This is a genomic window from Sphingobium ummariense RL-3 (genome assembly GCF_000447205.1).
Taxonomy (GTDB): Bacteria; Pseudomonadota; Alphaproteobacteria; order Sphingomonadales; family Sphingomonadaceae; genus Sphingobium; species Sphingobium ummariense.
The window spans coordinates 1-17,918 of record NZ_AUWY01000089.1 but is presented as its reverse complement, the minus strand read 5'-3'; the positions used below and the strand labels follow the sequence as shown (position 1 = coordinate 17,918).

Genomic DNA, 17,918 nt, shown 5'->3' with positions numbered 1-17,918 from the left:
GGGGCGGCGCTGGTGCTGCCGCTGCCCGCCGCGCTGGCGATCTTCGCCGGACTGGGATTCGGCATCGCGCTTCCCTTCCTGCTGCTCGCCTATGTGCCCGCCTTGCGTGCCCGCTTGCCGAGGCCCGGGCCGTGGATGATGCGGCTCCAGCGCATCTTTGCCGTGCCGATGTTCGTCACCGCGCTCGGCCTCGCCTGGCTGCTCGGCCAGCAGCGCGGCGTGGCGGGCATGACCGTTGGCCTCGGCGTCGCGCTGCTGCTGGCCCTGCTGCTCTGGTGGCTGGGCGCGCGCCAGCATCGGGGGAAAGCGGGGGGGCTGGCAGCGGTCGTCGCTGCGCTTGGCCTGCTGGCGGGCGGAATCGCGCTGCTGCCGACCAAGGCGCCGGCCGCGTCCTCGGCCGAGGCGTCCGGCACCGTTCCCTTCGATGAGGCGCGGCTCGCCGCCCTGCGGGCGCAGCGCAAGCCCGTGTTCCTCTACTTCACCGCCGACTGGTGTCTCACCTGCAAGGCGAACGAAGCCGCCGCCATCGACCGTCCGGAAACCAGCGCCGCTTTCGAGAAGGCCGGCGTGACCGTCATGGTCGGCGACTGGACCAATGCCGACCCGGCGATCACCCGTTTCCTGGAAGAGCAGGGGCGGTCGGGCGTGCCGCTCTACCTCTGGTACGCGCCGGGCCGGGAGGCGCAGACGCTGCCGCAGATCCTCACCCCGGCGACGCTGACCGCTCTGGTGCGCTGATGGCGAAGCAGCGCGCGGACCAGTTGCTCGTCGATCGCGGGCTTGCCGAAAGCCGCGCGCGGGCACAGGCGCTGATCCTCGCCGGGCTCGTCTATATCGGCGACCGGAAGGTGGAAAAGGCGGGGCAGCAGGTGGCGCAGGACGCTGCGCTCGACGTGCGCGGGCGGGACCATCCCTGGGTGTCGCGCGGCGGCGTCAAGCTGGCCCACGGGCTGGATCATTTCGGCATCGACGTGGCCGGGCTGGTGGCGATCGACGTGGGCAGCTCGACCGGCGGCTTCACCGACGTCCTGCTGACCAAAGGCGCGGCGCGGGTCTATGCCGTCGACAGCGGCACCAACCAGCTCGCCTGGAAACTGCGCTCCGATCCGCGCGTGATCGTTCATGAACAGACCAGCGCCCGCATCCTGACCGCCGATCATATCCCCGAGCCCGTCGACATCATCGTCTGCGACGCAAGTTTCATCGCGCTGGAGAAGGTGCTGGAGCGGCCGATGACCTTCGCGAGGTCGGGCGCCCACCTGGTCGCCCTGATCAAGCCCCAGTTCGAGGCGGAGCGCGGTGAAATCGGCAAGAACGGCGTCGTGCGCGACCCTGCTGTGCACGATCGGGTCTGCGCGCAGGTGCGATCCTGGCTGGAGGGCGAGGGCTGGACAGTCACGGGAATTACGCAAAGCCCGATTACCGGCCCGCAGGGCAATATCGAGTTTCTGATCGCCGCCAGCCTTGGCGGAAATTGACCTTCCCTTCGTTCCGCCCATCGTTGTTACATTTCGCGACAAATGGTCCCGTTGTGTCGCGTGCAAAGGCCGGTTAGCCCCTCACCATGCGTTTTACACTGTCCGTCGTCATTCTCGCGCTGGGCCTGACAGGTTGCGGCACCAAGAAGGAGAGCCGTGCGCGTCCGCCTGCGCTCGTCCAGGCTGCACCCATCAAGGTGGAGACTTTCACAGACAATCTGGATGCCGTGGGCACCGCGCTCGCCAATGAGCAGGTCGTGCTTTCGGCGCCGGTGACGGAACGCATCACTTCCCTCAACTTCAAGGACGGCGGCTATGTCTCCAAGGGTCAGGTGATAGCCACCTTGGCGCAAGGCCAGGAAAAGGCCGAGCTGGCTGCGGCCGAGGCGCAGTCGCTCCAGGCCAAGCAGCAGCTTGATCGCATCCAGGCGCTGAAGACGCGCGGTTTCGCGACCGGCGCCAGCTTGGACCAGCAGGTGGCGCTCGCCAATGCGGCGGTCGCAAATGCACAGCTCGCCCGCGCCTCGATCGGCGACCGGATCATTCGCGCGCCCTTCTCCGGCTGGGTCAGCCTGCGCATGGTGTCGGTCGGCGCGATCGTCACCGCAGGGACGCAGATCGCCACCGTCAGCGACATCTCCCGCATCAAGCTCGACTTCACTGTGCCCGAGACGCAGCTGTCCATGATCCGGGAAGGGCAGACCATCAAGGCGGTTTCGGCCGCCTGGCCGGACCGGCCCTTTTCCGGGACGGTCGCGACCATCGACCCGGTGATCGACCCGGCCACCCGCGCGGTGAAGGTTCGTGCGATTCTGCCCAATCCCGACCGGGTGTTGAAGCCCGGCATGCTGCTCACCGTCAACGTGATCGCGCGCGAGCGCCGTTCGCTCGCGGCGCCGGAACTGGCCGTGCTGGGCGATGGCGAGGATCGATCGGTCTTCGTGGTCCAGGATCACAAGGTGAAGCGCGTCAATGTGAAGACCGGCCTGCGCCAGAATGGCCTGGTGGAAATCCTGGACGGCGTGAAGGCGGGCGACATGATCGTCACCGACGGCGTGGTCAAGCTGACCGACGGCGTCCCCGTCCGGTTGCCGGGCGAAAAGCCCCAAGGCGACGCAGGCGGCGGCCCCGCCGCCGCGGCGCACTGAGCGGCGGCGGCGATGCAGCTCTCCGACCTCTCCGTCCGCCGACCGGTTTTCGCGGCCGTCCTTGCGGTGCTGATGTGCCTGGTCGGCATTGTCGGCTATCTCAGCCTGTCGGTGCGCGAATATCCTGATACCGACCCGCCCGTCGTGTCGGTTCAGACCACCTATACCGGTGCGGCGGCCGCGGTCATAGAGACCCGTATCACCCAGATCATCGAGGACGCCATCGCGGGTGTCCAGGGCATCCAGACGATCACGTCCAGCTCGCAGGATGGCCAGTCGCAGATCAATATCGAATTCGATCCGTCGCGCGACATCGATTCGGCGGCGAACGACGTACGCGACCGCGTCGGTTCGACCGTCGAGGACCTGCCCGAGGACGCGCTGGCGCCCGAGATCCGCAAGGTTGATGCCGACGCTCGGCCCATCCTGTTCCTCGCTTTCTCTCGCCCGGGCTGGACCCCAATCCAGATCAGTGACTATCTCGACCGCAATGTCGTCGACCGCTTCTCCGCCATTGACGGCGTCGCGCGCGTGTTCATCGGCGGCGAAGCCCGGCCGTCGGCGCGCATCTGGCTCAATGCCGACAAGCTGGCCGCCTTCGGCCTGACTCCCGCAGATGTCGAGACGGCGCTGCGTACGCAGAATGTGGAACTGCCCGCCGGCCGCTTCGAATCGAAGGACCAGAACCAGACGCTGCGCGTCGATCGCCCCTTCTCCTCGCCGCTGCAGTTTGCGGGGTTGGTCGTGGGTCGCGGCGCGGACGGCTATCTGGTGAAGCTCGGCGACGTCGCCCGGATCGAGGTGGGTGCGGAAAATCCCTACAGCTCCTTCCGGTCCAATGGCGGCACCGCGATCGGCCTCGGCATCGTTCGTCAGTCGGGAGCCAACACGCTGGAAGTCGCAGATCGATCGAAGGCGCTGCTCAAGGAACTGGAACCGACGCTGCCCAAGGGGATGAGCGTCGCCGTGGGCTCCGACGAGTCCCTCTTCATCAGCCGTGCGATCGAGAATGTGTACGATACGCTGCTCGAAGCGGCGATTCTCGTCATTCTCGTCATTTTCCTGTTCCTCGGCTCGATCCGCGCCACCATCATCCCGGCCGTTACGGTGCCGATCTGCCTGCTCGCGACCTGCGCAGTGATGTGGCTGCTTGGCCTGTCGATCAACCTGTTGACGTTGCTCGCTTTCGTGCTGGCGATCGGCCTGGTCGTGGACGACGCGATCGTCGTGCTCGAAAACGTCTATCACCGGATCGAGGAAGGCGATGATCCGCTGGTCGCCGCCTTCCTCGGCACGCGCCAGGTGGGTTTTGCGATCATCTCGACCACGCTGGTGGTCTGCGCGGTGTTCGTGCCGATCATGTTCCTGGCAGGGCAGACTGGCCTGCTGTTCCGCGAACTCGCCATCGCTATGATCGCGGCTATCGCCTTCTCAGGCTTCATTTCGCTGAGCCTGGCGCCGATGCTTTGCTCGAAGCTGCTCAAGACCGCCGAGCGTGGCCGGCTCGCGCGCTGGGTCGACGACCGCTTCCAGAAGCTGGAAAGCGGTTACGCCAGATGGCTGGACCGGGCGCTGCGCAAGCCGCTGTTGCCGCTCCTGGCCGTTTTTGTCTTCCTGGGCGCGGCGGGCGGGATCTTCATGACTCTTCAAAGCGAGCTGGCGCCGGCCGAGGACACGGGTGTCGTCGACGGCCAGATCATCGCGGCCGAGGGTACCGGCTTCGCCCAGATGATGCGCTACATGCAGAAGATCGAAAAGGATCTGATGCGCTTCACCAAGGACGGGACACTTCAGAACCTTGTCATCCGCACGCCGGGCGGCTTCGGCACCAGCGACGACTTCAACAACGGCAACGTCATTGCCTTCCTGCGGCCTTGGGAAGATCGCACGATCACCACCGCCGAACTGGCCAACGAGATAAACGGGATATTGGCGAACCAGCCCGGCATTCGCGGCAATGTGGCGCCGCGCTCGGGCCTGTCGCGCGGGCGCGGCCTGCCGGTCAACATCGTGATCGCCGGGTCGACCTATGAAGGCCTCGTCGCCGCGCGAGACCGGATCATGGCCGCCGCCGCCAGCAATCCTGGCCTCGTCAACCTCGACAGCGACTATAAGGAAAGCAAGCCGCAGATGCGGATCGAGGTGAACCAGCAGCGAGCGGGTGACCTCGGCGTGTCGGTCAACGACGTCAGCCAGGCGCTGCAGAGCCTGCTGGGTTCGCGCCGCGTCACCACCTATGTCGACCGGGGCGAGGAATATCGCGTCCTCATCCAGGCGGAAGAGCAGGGGCGGCGCACGCTGGCCGACCTGGAGCGCATCCAGGTCCGCACCCGCACCGGCGCGCTGGTGCCGCTTTCCTCGGTCGTGACTGTCAAGGAAATCGCCGGGCCTCGCCAACTCAACCGCTATAACAAGCTGCGCGCCATCACCCTGACGGCGGGCCTCGCACCCGGCTATTCGCTTGGCGAGGCGCTGACTTATCTGGAAGGGCTGGCGGCCCAGTCGCCCGAGGTGCTGGCTGTCGGCTATCGCGGCGAAAGCCAGTCGCTGCGGGAAACCGGCGGGTCGATCTGGCTCGTCTTCGGCCTCACCATCGTGATCGTCTTCCTGCTGCTGGCGGCGCAGTTCGAAAGCTTCATCCATCCCGCCGTCATCATTGCCACCGTGCCGCTCGCTGTCGCGGGCGGCGCGATCGGCCTTGGTATCATGGGCAGTTCGCTCAATCTCTACAGCCAGATCGGCATTGTCATGCTGGTGGGTCTGGCGGCCAAGAACGGCATCCTGATCGTCGAGTTCGCGAACCAGTTGCGCGACGAGGGGCTGGAGGTGGCGCAGGCCATCCGCCAGGCTGCCACGCGCCGTCTCCGCCCGATCCTCATGACCTCCATCGCCACCGTGATCGGCGCCGTTCCGCTGGTCATTCGTGGCGGCGCTGGCGCGGCGGCGCGGCATTCGATCGGCGTGGTGATCGTGTTCGGGGTGTCGCTCGCGACGTTGATCACGCTGTTCCTGATCCCGATCTTCTATTCGCGGGTTGCAGGGCGCACGGTTTCCCCGCAAACCGTGAGTCGCAAGCTGGATTCGGCGCTGAAGGACACGCCCGAACCGGCCGAGTGACATGCGCGGGGAGTGTTGCTGCCGATGAACGAGATCGCGTCGCAGGGCCAGTTGCGTCTTGCCTATCTGCGCTGGGCGCTGGTGACTGTTCCCGCGATCGTCTTCCTCGGCTTTCTGTCTGGCTATGTGGCGAATAGCGGCTATGGCAATCGCTGGTTCGCCGCGCTGGACAAGCCCGCGCTGATCCCGCCGGGGTGGGTGTTCGGTGTCGCCTGGACCACCCTCTATGTCCTGATGGCGCTTGCCTTAGCGATCGTGCTTCATGCCCGGGGAGCAAGGGGGCGAGGTCCGGCAATCCTGTTGTTCCTTACGCAGTTCGTCCTTAACCTGCTGTGGTCGCCGCTTTTCTTTCGCGCGCATCAGGTCGGCGACGCGCTGGTTCTCATCCTTGTCCTGCTGGTCCTTGTGGTCATCACGACGCTGCTGTTCTGGCGGGTCCGCCGCGTCGCGGGGCTGCTGCTGCTGCCCTATGTCGCCTGGCTGGCTTTCGCGTCCTACCTCAACTATGAGATCGGCCGCCTCAATCCGGATGCGGAAACCCTTGTGGCGCCCGCGCTGAGGACCCAGATATAGTTTTTGCGGGGCGCGGCTCCAAACCAAGGATTAGGACATGCAGAGCGAGAACCGCTTTTTCGACGATCTGGCGAAGCTGGTGAACGGCGCAGCCGGCACGGTCGCGGGCATGACCCGCGAATTCGAGAGCAATGCCCGGGAAAAGGCGAAGGAGTGGATCGGCGGCGTGGACTTCGTCAGCCGCGAGGAATTCGACGCCGTGAAGGCCCTGGCCGCCGCCGCCCGCGAGGAGGTGGAATTGCTCAAGGCGCGCCTCGACGCGCTGGAAGGCAAGGCGTCCGAACCCGTGACCCGCAGCGTCCGCACTCCGAAGGCCAAGGACACGAACGCCGAGTGAGCGCCCTTTCGGCTGTCCTTTGGGCGGGCACGGTGATAAAGGCCCATCGATGATGGATAGCGACGAATATGAGCATGGCGGGCAGGAAGCTGCGCCGATCGACATGCTTTCCGCTTATTTCGAGGCGAACGGCTGGAGTTTCGAGCAGGTCGGCGAGGACGAGGTCGTCGCCAGCACCCAGGGTTCCTGGGCGCAATATGAGCTGCGCGGCATCTGGCGCGACGAGGACCAGGTGCTCCAGCTCCTGGCGCTGCCCGACATCCGTGTCACCGAAGAAAAGCGCGCCGCGATCTATGAGACGCTGGGTCTTATCAACGAGCAGCTCTGGCTCGGCCATTTCGAGCTCTGGTCGTCGAGTGGCATCATCCTGTTCCGTCACGGCGCGCTGTTGGGAACCGGCGGCACGCTGACGCTGGATCAGGCCCAGGTGCTGGTGGAAACGGCCATCGACGAGTGCGAGCGCTTCTACCCGGTGTTCCAGTTCGTGCTTTGGGGCGGGAAGAGCCCGGCGGAGGCCATTTCCGCGAGCCTGATCGAAACCCGCGGCGAAGCCTGAACCGCCGCTTCATGCCCTGGCCCGATCACCTGTTCCTTGTCGGCTGCGGCAACATGGCCGGGCAGATGCTGGCGCGCTGGCTGGCCTGTGGGCTTGATCCGGCGCGGGTCACCGTTCTTCGTCCCAGCGGGCGTGCCGTGGCGGATGGTGTGGCGGTGGTGACGGGCTATCCCGACGCGTTACCGGCCGGTACGACCGTCCTGCTCGGCATGAAACCCTACCAGGTGGCGGAGGTCGCCACTGCGCTCGCCCCTCTTTGCGATGCGGACACGCGCATCATATCGATTCTGGCCGGGACTACATTGGCCGAGCTGCGCGCGCGTTTCGTCGGAATCCGTGATATCGTCCGCGCCATGCCGAATCTGCCCGTAGGTATCGGCGAAGGAGTCATCGCGCTCCACGCCGATGCGCCAACCGCTGGTGAAGCGCGCAGCGCGGTCGAGGCGCTGATGACGCCTTTGGGCCTTGCCGAATGGATCCCGGACGAGGCGCTGTTCAACCAGGTGACGGCTTTGTCCGGTTGCGGCCCCGCGTTCCTTTTCCGTTTTATCGATGCACTGGCGCGGGCAGGCGAGGCGATCGGGATCCCCGCGGACCAAGCCGCCCGCATGGCGCTCGCCACGGTGCAGGGTTCTGCCGCCATGGCAGCACGCGCCGATGCCGATCCCGCCACGCTCGCTGATCATGTCGCCAGCCCTGGGGGCATGACGCGGCAGGGCCTGAACGTGCTCGATGCGGACGACCGGCTGCTGGAGCTGCTCATTGACACGCTTACCGCCGCGCGGGATCGGGGCGAGGCGATGGCGCGGGGCGAATAGCCGAACTTATCCAGCGCCGCTTCGGGCTGGCATATGCCGTCCGTCTTGGGCTAGACCCTCAAAATGACCACCGGCTTGCGGACCAGATGCCGCGTTTCAGCTCGTCCGCTGTGCGCCTCGCTGCTTGTGGCGTCCCTTCTGCTGGCCTGTGGCATTGCGCAGGCGCAGCAACCGCTCCCTGCCGCCGCCGAACCGCCGTCGTCACCCGACCAGGCGCTCGATCCCATGCCCGACATAGGGGTAGACTGGCCTGACATGGGCCAGCCGGATACGGTCGTTCCCCTGCCTGCGGATCCGGTGGTGGGGACTGGCGAGGATTCCGCGTCGGCCGCAGGCTCCGTCCAACCGGCCGATGCCCAACCTGCCGCCACCGACGCGGATGTCGCCGAACCGGTCCAGCAAAGTGCGGCCTTCGCAGATACCGGGGGAGAGCGCCGCTATGACGTCGTCCTTCGCGGCGTCGACGCCATCGCCGACGCGCAGTTCACCACGCGCTTCAACGAACTGTCCGTGCTGCGCCAGGGGGCGGGGAAGCCAGCGAACCTGGCCCAGATCAACCGGCGTATCAGGGAGGACAGCGACCTGCTGGAGCGCCTGCTGCGGGCGAAGGGCTATTACGCAGCGCGTGTCCGGGGTTCGGCGGCGCCTCCGCCGCCCGGCGGCGACCGACTGGTGGTCGGTTTCGATATCACGCCGGGGACCCAATATCTGCTGGCATCGGTTGACGTGCTTGGCTTGGCCGAAACCGGCGAGCGCGAGGCGGCCTTGCGGGCTGCCTTTCCGCCCAAGGCCGGCGACCCGGTGGACGCCGACGCTATACTCGCCGGTCAGCAATCGCTGACAACCGCGCTGGGCGAAAGCGGCTTCCCTTTTGCCAAGGTGGATGAGCCGGAGGTGCGAATCGACCATGAGGAACGTACCGGCGACCTCGACATCATTGTGACGCCGGGCGGCTATCGCAGCTTCGGCACCATTCTGCTCGACGATGACGACGTGTTCAGCGCCCGCCATCTCCAGCGGATCGCGCGCTTTCATCCGGGCGACACCTATATGGCTTCCGATGTCGAGGACCTGCGCCGCGCCATCGTCGCGACCGGCCTTGTTTCCTCTGTCACTCTGACGCCGAAGGACGCGGGCGATGGCGAGCATGTCGACCTGGCCGTCGATGTCCGCCCCGCGCCGTCGCGTACCATCGCGGGGGAACTGGGCTACGGCACGGGCGAAGGCTATCGCGCCGAGGTCAACTGGCAGCACCGCAATTTCTTCCCGCCCGAAGGCGCCGTCATCCTGCGCGGCGTGCTGGGCACGCAGGAACAGACCGCGTCCTTCACCTATCGTCGCAACAACTTCAAGGCACGCGACCATGTGCTGACCGGGCTGCTTTCCGTCAGCAACATCCGGCGCGATGCCTATGATGCGCGTACCATCACCCTGTCGGGAGGGCTGGAGCGGCAAACCAACATCCTGTTCCAGAAGAAATGGGTCTGGCGCATCGGCGGCGAACTGGTGCTGTCGGACGAGCGCGACAGCTTCAGCCGGATCGTCGGCGGGCGCCGCACCTTCTTCATCGGTGCCGTGCCGCTCAGCCTGACCTATGACGGCAGCGACGACTTGCTCAATCCGAGCAGGGGCTTCCGCCTGGGCGGCCGGATCAGCCCGGAACTGTCTTTCCAAAACAAGACCTTCTCCTATGCGCGTGCGCAGCTGGACGGCAGCCTCTACCAGCCCCTGGGAGACCGTACCGTCGTCGCCGCTCGCGCGCGCTTCGGCACCATCTTCGGATCGCAGGTGAGCGAGATCGCACCGTCGCGGCGCTTCTACGCGGGCGGCGGCGGGTCGGTGCGCGGCTATGGCTATCAGGCGATCGGCCCGCGCGACAGCAACAACGACCCGATCGGGGGCAAGAGCCTCGCCGAATTCGCGCTGGAGGCGCGCGTGCGCTTCGGCGCTTTGGGCGTGGTGCCCTTCGTCGACGCGGGCAACATCTCCACCAGCTTCCTGCCACGCTTCCGCGATCTGCGTATTGGGGCGGGGATGGGCGTGCGCTATTACAGCAATTTCGGGCCGATCCGCGTCGACGTCGGTACGCCGATCAACCCGCAGCGCGGCGACCCCCGCGTCGCCGTGTATGTCTCGCTGGGGCAGGCTTTCTGATGGCGCAGGACCCGCCCGTTCCGCCACTGCCCGCGCCCCGGCCGCGCCACCGCGCCTGGGATGGCCGCTGGCAGCGTTGGGTCGCCGGCCTGCTTGCGGCGGCCGTGCTGGTTGTCGCGGGCGCGCTCGTCTGGCTGGACAGCACGCCCGGCCACCGTTTCCTCGCTGCGCGCATCGCCCGGATCAGCCCGCAGTCCGGCCTGCGCATCCAGGTCGATACGATCGAGGGAAGCATCTACCGAAAGGCGGTGCTGCGCGGCCTGACGCTGTCCGACCCGAATGGCCGCTTCTTCGCCGCGCCGCGGGTGGAACTGGATTGGTGGCCCTTCGCCTGGCTATCGAACCGGCTGGACATTGACCGGCTGTGGGTGCCGGAGGCAACGCTTTACAAACTGCCCAGGCTCAACCCCACGGAACGCCAGGGTCCGATCCTGCCCGGCTTCGACATCCGCTTGATGCGCTTTTCGATCGACCGCCTGCACGTTGCGCGGCAGGTGACGGGCAAGGCGCAAATCGCCACGCTTTCGGGCGACGCCGACATTCGCGGCGGCCGTGCGATCGTCGATCTGTCGGGCCGCGTGCTGGGCGCGGAGGACGCGCTGGTGCTCGCGCTCGATAGCCGGCCTGACGACGACCGTTTCAACCTGGATGTGACTGTCAACGCGCCGCGCGGCGGCCTGCTCGCGGCGATGGCGGGCCTCAGGGAAGACGCCAACCTGCGGATCGGAGGCAAGGGCAGCTGGACGCGATGGGACGGCACCCTGTCCGCGACCCTTGCGGGCAAGCCTGCGGTGGCCTTGAAGCTTGTTGCCCGCAGCGGCGCCTATTCGGCAACGGGTTCGATCGAGAGCGCAGCGATCGGTTCCGCCGCCTTGAAGCGCCTTTCCTCCCCGCGCCTCACGATCCAGGCGAGCGGCACCATGGTGGATCGCGTCATCGACGGGAAGCTGTCGCTTCGCGCCCCGGCAATAGATCTCACGGCTGACGGGGCCATGGACCTGCACAACAACGCGCTCGACAATATGCTGGTCGATGTGAAGCTCGCCCGGCCCGAGGCATTGCTGAAGAACATGCGCGGTCGCGATATCGCCGCCCGTATCCGGCTCGACGGGGCGCTAGGCGCTCCCGGCTTCGAATATCTGCTGACCGCCCGCCAGCTGGCCTTCGACAAGACCGTGATCAGCGATGTGCGTGTGGAGGGCAGAGGCCGCCCGGCCGCGAAGGGGCCGGTGCTGATCCCGGTGCGTCTGCGCGCGCGTCGTCTGGATGGCCAGGGCGATCTGGTCGAGGGCATCGTCCGCAACTTCACGCTTGACGGCGTGCTCCAGCTGAACGGTCAGCAGATCGTCAGCAACCCGATGCAGGTCCGGTCCGACAAGCTGCGCGGCCGGCTGGTGATGCTGGCGGACCTCAGGACCGGCCGCTACGACTTCGGCCTTGATGGGCAGATCACAGGACTTGCGATCCGTGGCCTCGGCATCGTCGACCTGACCTCGAAGCTTCGCGCGGCGCCCCGGCCGAATGGCAGCTTCGGCCTGTCCGGCACGGCGCAGGCCCGGATGCGGCGACTGGACAATGCTTTCCTGGCCGGGCTGGGCGGCGGCCTGCCGACCCTGCGTACGGCGCTCGCCCTGCGCCCGGACGGACAGCTTGCGCTGACCGGCCTGCAGTTGGAGTCGCCGCTGCTACGTCTTTCCGCCAACGGCATCCGCCATCGCGACGGCAGCTTCCATTTCGAAGGCAGCGGCACCCATCAGCGCTACGGCCCGTTGGAATTGACCCTCGACGGGCGGATCGAGCGCCCCGCCGTCGACCTGCTGCTGCACCGCCCGATGAATGCGCTCGGCCTTGCAGAGGTGCGCGTTCAGCTGGTGCCGGATGCGGCCGGCTACAGCTTTACCGCGGAAGGTGGATCGACCCTTGGTCCGTTCACGGGCAATGGCGCCATCCTGCTACCGCTGGGCGGCCAGGCGGTGGTCCATGTCGCCCGGCTACAGGTGTCCGGCGTGACGGCGAGCGGCGACATCCGTCCCGTGGCCGGGGGGCTGGACGGCCAGCTCTCTGTCTCCGGTCCGGTGACCGGTTTCATCGGTTTCAAGCCGGTGGGTGAGGCGCAGCAGCTTCTGCTCAAGCTGGACGCGCGCGACGCCAGGTTTGACGGTCCGACAGTGATCGAGGTCCGCCGCGGGCAGGTCGATGCGACCATCCTGCTCGATCCCGGCCGTACCACGGTCCAGGCAAAGGGCGATGCGCGGGGCCTGCGCGTCGGGGGCATGCTGGTCGGCCGACTCATTGCCCAGGCCGACCTGACCGATGGACGGGGCAAGGTGACCGGCAGCCTCTCGGGCCAGCGCGGGCGTCTGTTCGATCTGAAGGGCGAGGCTGTGGTCGAGCCGGACCGCATTCGTCTGACCGCCGCCGGAACCATTGATCGCCGCTCGATCCGCCTGACCCGCGCAGCACTGCTCACCCGCACCAGCGGTGGCTGGCGACTGTCGCCTGCAACGGTCAGTTATGCCGGCGGCACGCTCCAGCTTGCCGGAGACTTGTCGGGGGATCAGACGCGCGTCGAAACGCGCATGGAGCGCATGCCGCTCGCGTTGCTGGACATCGCCTACGACAATCTGGGTCTGGGTGGCACCGCCACTGGTTCGCTCAGCTATGTCCACAACCGTGGGGGCCTGCCTTCGGGCAAGGCGGAACTGCGTATCCGTGGCCTTTCCCGTTCCGGCCTGTCGCTCAGCTCGCGGCCTGTTGATGTTGGCGTCAACGCGGTCCTCGATCCCGGCCGCCTTGCCACCCGCATCGTCTTCGTCGCGGACGGCCGCACCATCGGCCGAGGCCAGGCGCTGTTGACTCCGCTCGGCAGCGAAGGCGGGATCATCGATCGCCTCAACCGGGCCCCGCTTTTCGCCCAGCTGCGCTACAGCGGCACTGCCGACACGCTCTGGCGCCTGACGGGTGTCGAGATCGTCGATATTGCCGGGCCCGTGACCCTGTCCGCCGATGCGCGCGGCACGCTGGGCAATCCCGTCATCGCCGGATCGCTGGCGACGGACAATGCCGCGATCAACAGCCCGGTCACCGGCATGCGGCTGCGCAACGTCCGGGCACGGGGCGGCTTCTCCGGTGCGCAGCTCGTGATTTCCAGCTTTGCGGCCCAGGCGCAGAATGGCGGCAGTGTCACAGGCACCGGCCGCTTCACCTTCAACGGGATAGCGGGCGTCGGCATGGACCTGGCCCTGCAGGCCGATAACGCCGCGCTGCTGGAACGCGACGACATTGCCGCCACCGTCACCGGGCCGATCACCATCCGGTCGGACGGCAACGGCGGCACGATTGGGGGCGACCTGGTCCTCAACCGCAGCCGCTTCACCCTGGGCCGCGCCGCAGCGGTGGCACAGATTCCCGAACTGCAGGTGATCGAGATCAACCGTCGCGGCGAGGAAATCGAGCGCCCCCGCGCCATCCGTCCCTGGGCGCTGGCGATCAAGGCGCGGGCGCGCAATCGGCTGACCGTCACTGGCCTCGGCCTCGACAGCGAATGGCGCGCCGATCTGGACATCGGCGGCACCGTCACAAATCCTGCCATTGCCGGCACGGTCGACCTGGTGCGCGGCGGCTACGAATTTGCCGGGCGGCGCTTCGATCTGCGAGAAGGGCGCATCCGCTTCGACGGCAAGACGCCGATCAACCCGACGCTCGATATCGATGCGGAGGCAGACGTCAGCGACCTGACCGCCACCATCCATGTCGGCGGCACGGGTCTCAAGCCCGACATCACCTTCACCAGCATTCCCGCCATGCCGCAGGACGAACTGCTCTCCCGCATCCTCTTCGGCACCTCGATCACCAACCTCTCCGCGCCCGAGGCACTGCAGCTTGCCTCGGCCGTGGGCTCGCTCCAGGGGCAGGGTGGGCTCGACCCGATCAACGCCGTGCGCCGAGCGGCGGGGCTTGATCGTCTCCGGATCATCGCCGCCGACCCGACGCAGGGGCAGGGCACCTCGATCGCGGCCGGCAAATATCTGACGCGGAAGACCTATGTGGAACTGATCACCGACGGGCAGGGCTATTCCGCCACCCGGATCGAATATCAGGTGACCCGCTGGCTCTCTCTGCTCGGCGCCATCTCGACCCTCGGCCGCGAAAGCGCCAACGTCCGCGTGTCCAAGGATTATTGACCCATGAAATCGCGCATCGACAGCACCGCCGCGATCAGCGTGACCGACCTCTTCACCATCGGCATCGGCCCTTCCAGCTCGCACACGGTAGGCCCGATGCGCGCCGCGCTGACGTTCATGGACTCGCTGCCCGCCCGACCGAAGCGGGTGCGGTGCGAGCTGTTCGGATCGCTCGCGCTGACGGGGCGGGGCCATGCCACCGATGCGGCGATCCTGCTCGGCCTGTCCGGCTACCGCCCGGAAGGCGTGGATCCTGATGCGATATCCACGATCCTCGGCGACATCCGCGCGCAGGGGCGTATTCGCTTCGGCAGCGCGGCCGAAGGCTGGGTGCCTTTCACGGAAGAGACCGACCTGGTCTTCCGCATGGGGGACTTCCTGGAGGCGCATTCCAACGGCATGCGCTTCTCCGCCTGGTTCGCGGACGGTCGGGAACCTATGGTGCGCGACTATTATTCCATCGGCGGCGGCGCCGTCCTTCCGGGCGAAGCGCTGCCCGACCCGGCCCTCGGGCACAATGTCGTGCAGCCCTTTCCCTTCTCCTCGGGCGCGGAGATGCTGGCGCAGGGCGAGGCAAGCGGCCTCAGCATCGCCACGCTCGTCCTGCGCAACGAAGGCGCGTGGCGCACGCAGGCGGAGACGGAAGCGTTCCTCGACAGCGTGATCGACGCCATGTCCGCTTCCATCGACCGTGGCCTGCGACAGGAAGGCCTGCTGCCGGGCGGGCTCAAGGTCCGGCGTCGCGCCCGTGCGATCCACAACCGCCTGCGGCTCCAGCAGGATGCGCTCGGCCCCGCGCAGATCTTCGAATGGGTAAGCCTGTTCGCGCTGGCGGTGAACGAGGAGAATGCGGCGGGCGGCCGCGTGGTCACGGCGCCCACCAACGGTGCGGCCGGCGTTCTGCCGGCGGTGCTGCATTATTATCGCCGCTTCGTCCCCGGCGCTGATCGGGAGGGCGAGCGCGTCTTCCTGCTGACGGCCGCAGCGGTCGGTTTCCTTTACAAGAAGCGCGCCTCCATCTCCGCCGCCGAAATGGGCTGTCAGGGAGAGGTGGGCGTCGCCTGCTCGATGGCGGCGGCGGGCCTTGCCGCTGTGCTGGGCGGCACCAACCAGCAGATCGAGAACGCGGCGGAGATCGGCATGGAGCATAATCTCGGCCTCACCTGCGATCCCATCGGCGGCCTGGTCCAGATCCCCTGCATCGAGCGCAATACCATGGGGGCGGTGAAGGCGATCAACGCCGCCTATCTCGCCCTGCAGGGGGATGGTCGCCACATCGTCAGCCTCGACGCGGTGATCGAAACGATGCGCCAGACAGGCGAGGACATGGCCAGCCGGTACAAGGAAACTAGCCTGGGCGGGTTGGCGGTGAATGTGGTCGAATGCTAAAAAAGGTCTGCGGCCACCGCCACGACCGTTCGCCCCAAAGGTGCGGCGAGCTGCTATATCTGTGACATTAATGGCACATTATCAATCGTTTATCTGAGGTTCATGCAACCTACGGGTCTCCCCGGCTTTCAGCGTCTCACCCCTGACAGGGGATAAGAAAGACGAATGGAGTACCCGTTATGCACAAGTTGATGGTCGCAACCCTTCTGGCCGGCAGCGCCGTCGCAACTCCTGCTCTCGCGCAGGATGTGAACCCGACTTTCACCGGCCCCCGTGTCGAAGCGATCCTCGGCTATGACCATGTCGGCGCCGGCAGTGATGTCGACAATGACAACGGTCGGGACGACCAGTCGATCGATGGCCTGCTCTATGGCGTGGGCGCCGGCTATGACGTGAACCTGGGCAGCGCCGTCGTCGGCGTGGAAGGTGAATTCACCGATTCCACCGCCAAGAGCGATCGTCGCGACCCGACCGACACCTTCGGCTTCGGCCGGGTCAGCCAGGGGCGCGATCTCTATGTCGGCGCACGCGCCGGCATCCTCGCCAACCCTGCCACCCTCATCTATGTGAAGGGTGGTTACACCAACACGAAGCTCAACGTGCTGGCTGGCGACACGGACCAGACCACCGACACGTCGTTCAAGCTGGACGGCTGGCGCATCGGTGCGGGCGTGGAACGAGCGATCAACACCAACACCTTTGCCAAGCTGGAATATCGCTACTCCAAATATGACGACGCCCATATCGAGTTCGCGGACGGTGCCACCAGCCGCGATTTCGGGATCGACACCGATCGTCACCAGGTCGTCGCCAGCGTCGGCTGGCGGTTCTGAGAACGGATAGAACAAAGAGGAAGGAGCCGGGCAGCCGGCTCCTTTCTTCTATCCATCCCCATGCACCCATGTTACTGACATCCATGTGAGTAACCCGATTCCCCACCTCTATCCCATCGGGATCGACCCCGCCGACATCGACTTCATGGGTCATGTCAACAATGCCAGCTATCTTAAATGGGTACAGGCGGCCGTGCTGGATCATTGGCGCGCTCTGGCCCCGAGCGAAGTGGTGGCTGGCCACCTCTGGGTAGCGCTGAAGCATGAGATCACCTATCGCAAGCCCACCTTCCTTGGGGACGACGTGATCGCCACGGTGCTGCTGGAAAAGGTGCAGGGGGCGAAAGCCTTCTACGAAACCGTGATCCGCCGTGGGGAGGAAGTGCTGGCGGAGGTCAAATCGAGCTGGTGCTGCATCGATGCCTTGACCCTGCGCCCGGCGCGTCTCGCCCGCGATATCGTCCAGCGATTCTTTCCGGCGGAATAAAATCGAACCGTTCGGGCTGAGCTTGTCGAAACATTTCGACATCTGCCCGCCAATCCTCGTCATCCCAGCTTTCGCCGGGGTGACGGGAGGGACGCGAATTCGCGTGATCCCATACACACCGCTACAGGGTCGCTTCGATTTCCCGCGCGGCCATGTCGGGATTTTCCGCCAGGCTGATCGGCCGGCCTACCACCAGGATGGATGCACCGCGATCCAGCGCCTCACGCGGGGTCACCGCGCGCTTCTGGTCGCCCATCGCGCCGCCTGCCGGCCGCACGCCGGGCACCACGAAGAAGCCATCGGTCCAAGCCCTGCGCGCCAGAGCCACTTCCTCGCCCGAACAGACGATGCCGTCCAGCCCCGCGCTGCGCGCCAGGTCGGCAAGCCGAGCGACCTGATCCTCGGCTTTACCGCCCACGCCAATGTCGAGCAGGTCGCCATCGTCCAGGCTGGTAAGCACCGTCACGGCCACGACCTTGGTATTCATGCCAGCCGCCGCCTTTGCGTCTTCCAGCATGGCCCGGCCGCCCGCGGCATGGACCGTCAGCACGGCCGGTTCCAGCCCGTTCAGCGCCTGCACCGCCTTGGCCACGGTGTTGGGAATGTCGTGCAGCTTCAGGTCCAGGAAGATCGGCAGGCCGACCTTCATCATCTCGCGCACGCCATGGTGGCCGTTGGCGCAGAAGAATTCGAGCCCCAGCTTCAGCCCGCCGACATGGTTGTGCACCTTGTTCGCCAGCGCCAGCGCCTTCGCCAGGTCGGGCGTGTCGACAGCAACGTAGATCGGGCTTCTCATGCGGGTCCAGTCGAAAGGAGGGGCGTTTCGGGGGTGAGGGCAGCCGCC

General features: G+C 66.5%; 14 protein-coding genes. 13 read left to right on the top strand and 1 reads right to left on the bottom strand.

All coding sequences use genetic code 11. From position 1 onward, the window contains the following. The 13 genes from M529_RS37235 to M529_RS37175 form a co-directional block, all read left to right on the top strand. Nucleotides 1–738, top strand: a 738-nt coding sequence (locus tag M529_RS37235) for a thioredoxin family protein (protein ID WP_021318363.1), incomplete at its 5' end; no start/stop codon positions are given. Beyond that, nucleotides 738–1,478, top strand: coding sequence for a TlyA family RNA methyltransferase (locus M529_RS37230; protein WP_021318362.1), 741 nt, complete (start codon nt 738–740; stop codon nt 1,476–1,478). The genes M529_RS37235 and M529_RS37230, both read left to right, overlap by 1 nt. A gap of 86 nt (nt 1,479–1,564) precedes the next feature. After that, complete coding sequence (locus tag M529_RS37225) at nt 1,565–2,626, top strand: efflux RND transporter periplasmic adaptor subunit (protein ID WP_021318361.1); 1,062 nt, start codon at nt 1,565–1,567, stop codon at nt 2,624–2,626. A 12-nt stretch (nt 2,627–2,638) separates the two neighbouring features. Continuing rightward, entirely contained in the window at nt 2,639–5,743 is a 3,105-nt protein-coding gene (locus M529_RS37220) for an efflux RND transporter permease subunit (RefSeq protein WP_021318360.1), read from the top strand. Between the two features lie 24 nt (nt 5,744–5,767). Beyond that, nucleotides 5,768–6,316 (top strand): TspO/MBR family protein, encoded by a 549-nt coding sequence (locus M529_RS37215; protein ID WP_031295046.1) that lies wholly within the window; start codon nt 5,768–5,770, stop codon nt 6,314–6,316. 37 nt (nt 6,317–6,353) lie between these two features. Next, the gene (locus tag M529_RS37210; protein ID WP_021318358.1) at nt 6,354–6,653 is read left to right on the top strand and encodes an accessory factor UbiK family protein; all 300 of its coding nucleotides are present in this window, start codon (nt 6,354–6,356) and stop codon (nt 6,651–6,653) included. Between the two features lie 49 nt (nt 6,654–6,702). Further along, nucleotides 6,703–7,209, top strand: a complete 507-nt coding sequence (locus tag M529_RS37205; RefSeq protein WP_021318357.1) for a type III secretion system chaperone family protein — start codon at nt 6,703–6,705, stop codon at nt 7,207–7,209. Nucleotides 7,210–7,220: 11 nt separating this feature from the next. Continuing rightward, a complete protein-coding gene (proC, locus tag M529_RS37200; protein ID WP_021318356.1) occupies nt 7,221–8,027 on the top strand; it encodes a pyrroline-5-carboxylate reductase in 807 nt (268 codons plus the stop codon). Between the two features lie 63 nt (nt 8,028–8,090). After that, nucleotides 8,091–10,181, top strand: a complete 2,091-nt coding sequence (locus tag M529_RS37195) for an autotransporter assembly complex protein TamA (protein ID WP_021318355.1) — start codon at nt 8,091–8,093, stop codon at nt 10,179–10,181. After that, nucleotides 10,181–14,365 carry a translocation/assembly module TamB domain-containing protein gene (locus M529_RS37190; protein ID WP_021318354.1) on the top strand — a complete coding sequence of 1,395 codons (4,185 nt, stop codon included), beginning with the start codon at nt 10,181–10,183 and terminating at the stop codon, nt 14,363–14,365. The genes M529_RS37195 and M529_RS37190 overlap by 1 nt, the downstream gene beginning before the upstream one ends. Before the next feature lie 3 nt (nt 14,366–14,368). Next, entirely contained in the window at nt 14,369–15,754 is a 1,386-nt protein-coding gene (locus M529_RS37185) for an L-serine ammonia-lyase (protein WP_021318353.1), read from the top strand. A gap of 179 nt (nt 15,755–15,933) precedes the next feature. Continuing rightward, the gene (locus M529_RS37180) at nt 15,934–16,587 is read left to right on the top strand and encodes an outer membrane protein (protein ID WP_021318352.1); all 654 of its coding nucleotides are present in this window, start codon (nt 15,934–15,936) and stop codon (nt 16,585–16,587) included. Between the two features lie 85 nt (nt 16,588–16,672). Continuing rightward, on the top strand, nt 16,673–17,074 hold the full coding sequence (locus M529_RS37175; protein ID WP_021318351.1) for an acyl-CoA thioesterase: 402 nt from the start codon (nt 16,673–16,675) through the stop codon (nt 17,072–17,074). A gap of 121 nt (nt 17,075–17,195) precedes the next feature. Here the strand turns inward: M529_RS37175 and pyrF are convergent, their stop codons facing one another. Next, nucleotides 17,196–17,870 carry an orotidine-5'-phosphate decarboxylase gene (gene pyrF / locus M529_RS37170; RefSeq protein ID WP_021318350.1) on the bottom strand — a complete coding sequence of 225 codons (675 nt, stop codon included), beginning with the start codon at nt 17,868–17,870 and terminating at the stop codon, nt 17,196–17,198. Between the last annotated feature and the right edge of the window lie 48 nt (nt 17,871–17,918).

Coding starts and splice junctions, on each gene's coding strand:
- M529_RS37230 (WP_021318362.1), top strand. CDS start 738: ATGGCGAAGCAGCGCGCGGACCAGTTGCTCGTCGATCGCGGGCTTGCC.
- M529_RS37225 (WP_021318361.1), top strand. CDS start 1,565: ATGCGTTTTACACTGTCCGTCGTCATTCTCGCGCTGGGCCTGACAGGT.
- M529_RS37220 (WP_021318360.1), top strand. CDS start 2,639: ATGCAGCTCTCCGACCTCTCCGTCCGCCGACCGGTTTTCGCGGCCGTC.
- M529_RS37215 (WP_031295046.1), top strand. CDS start 5,768: ATGAACGAGATCGCGTCGCAGGGCCAGTTGCGTCTTGCCTATCTGCGC.
- M529_RS37210 (WP_021318358.1), top strand. CDS start 6,354: ATGCAGAGCGAGAACCGCTTTTTCGACGATCTGGCGAAGCTGGTGAAC.
- M529_RS37205 (WP_021318357.1), top strand. CDS start 6,703: ATGATGGATAGCGACGAATATGAGCATGGCGGGCAGGAAGCTGCGCCG.
- proC (WP_021318356.1), top strand. CDS start 7,221: ATGCCCTGGCCCGATCACCTGTTCCTTGTCGGCTGCGGCAACATGGCC.
- M529_RS37195 (WP_021318355.1), top strand. CDS start 8,091: ATGACCACCGGCTTGCGGACCAGATGCCGCGTTTCAGCTCGTCCGCTG.
- M529_RS37190 (WP_021318354.1), top strand. CDS start 10,181: ATGGCGCAGGACCCGCCCGTTCCGCCACTGCCCGCGCCCCGGCCGCGC.
- M529_RS37185 (WP_021318353.1), top strand. CDS start 14,369: ATGAAATCGCGCATCGACAGCACCGCCGCGATCAGCGTGACCGACCTC.
- M529_RS37180 (WP_021318352.1), top strand. CDS start 15,934: ATGCACAAGTTGATGGTCGCAACCCTTCTGGCCGGCAGCGCCGTCGCA.
- pyrF (WP_021318350.1), bottom strand. CDS start 17,870: ATGAGAAGCCCGATCTACGTTGCTGTCGACACGCCCGACCTGGCGAAG.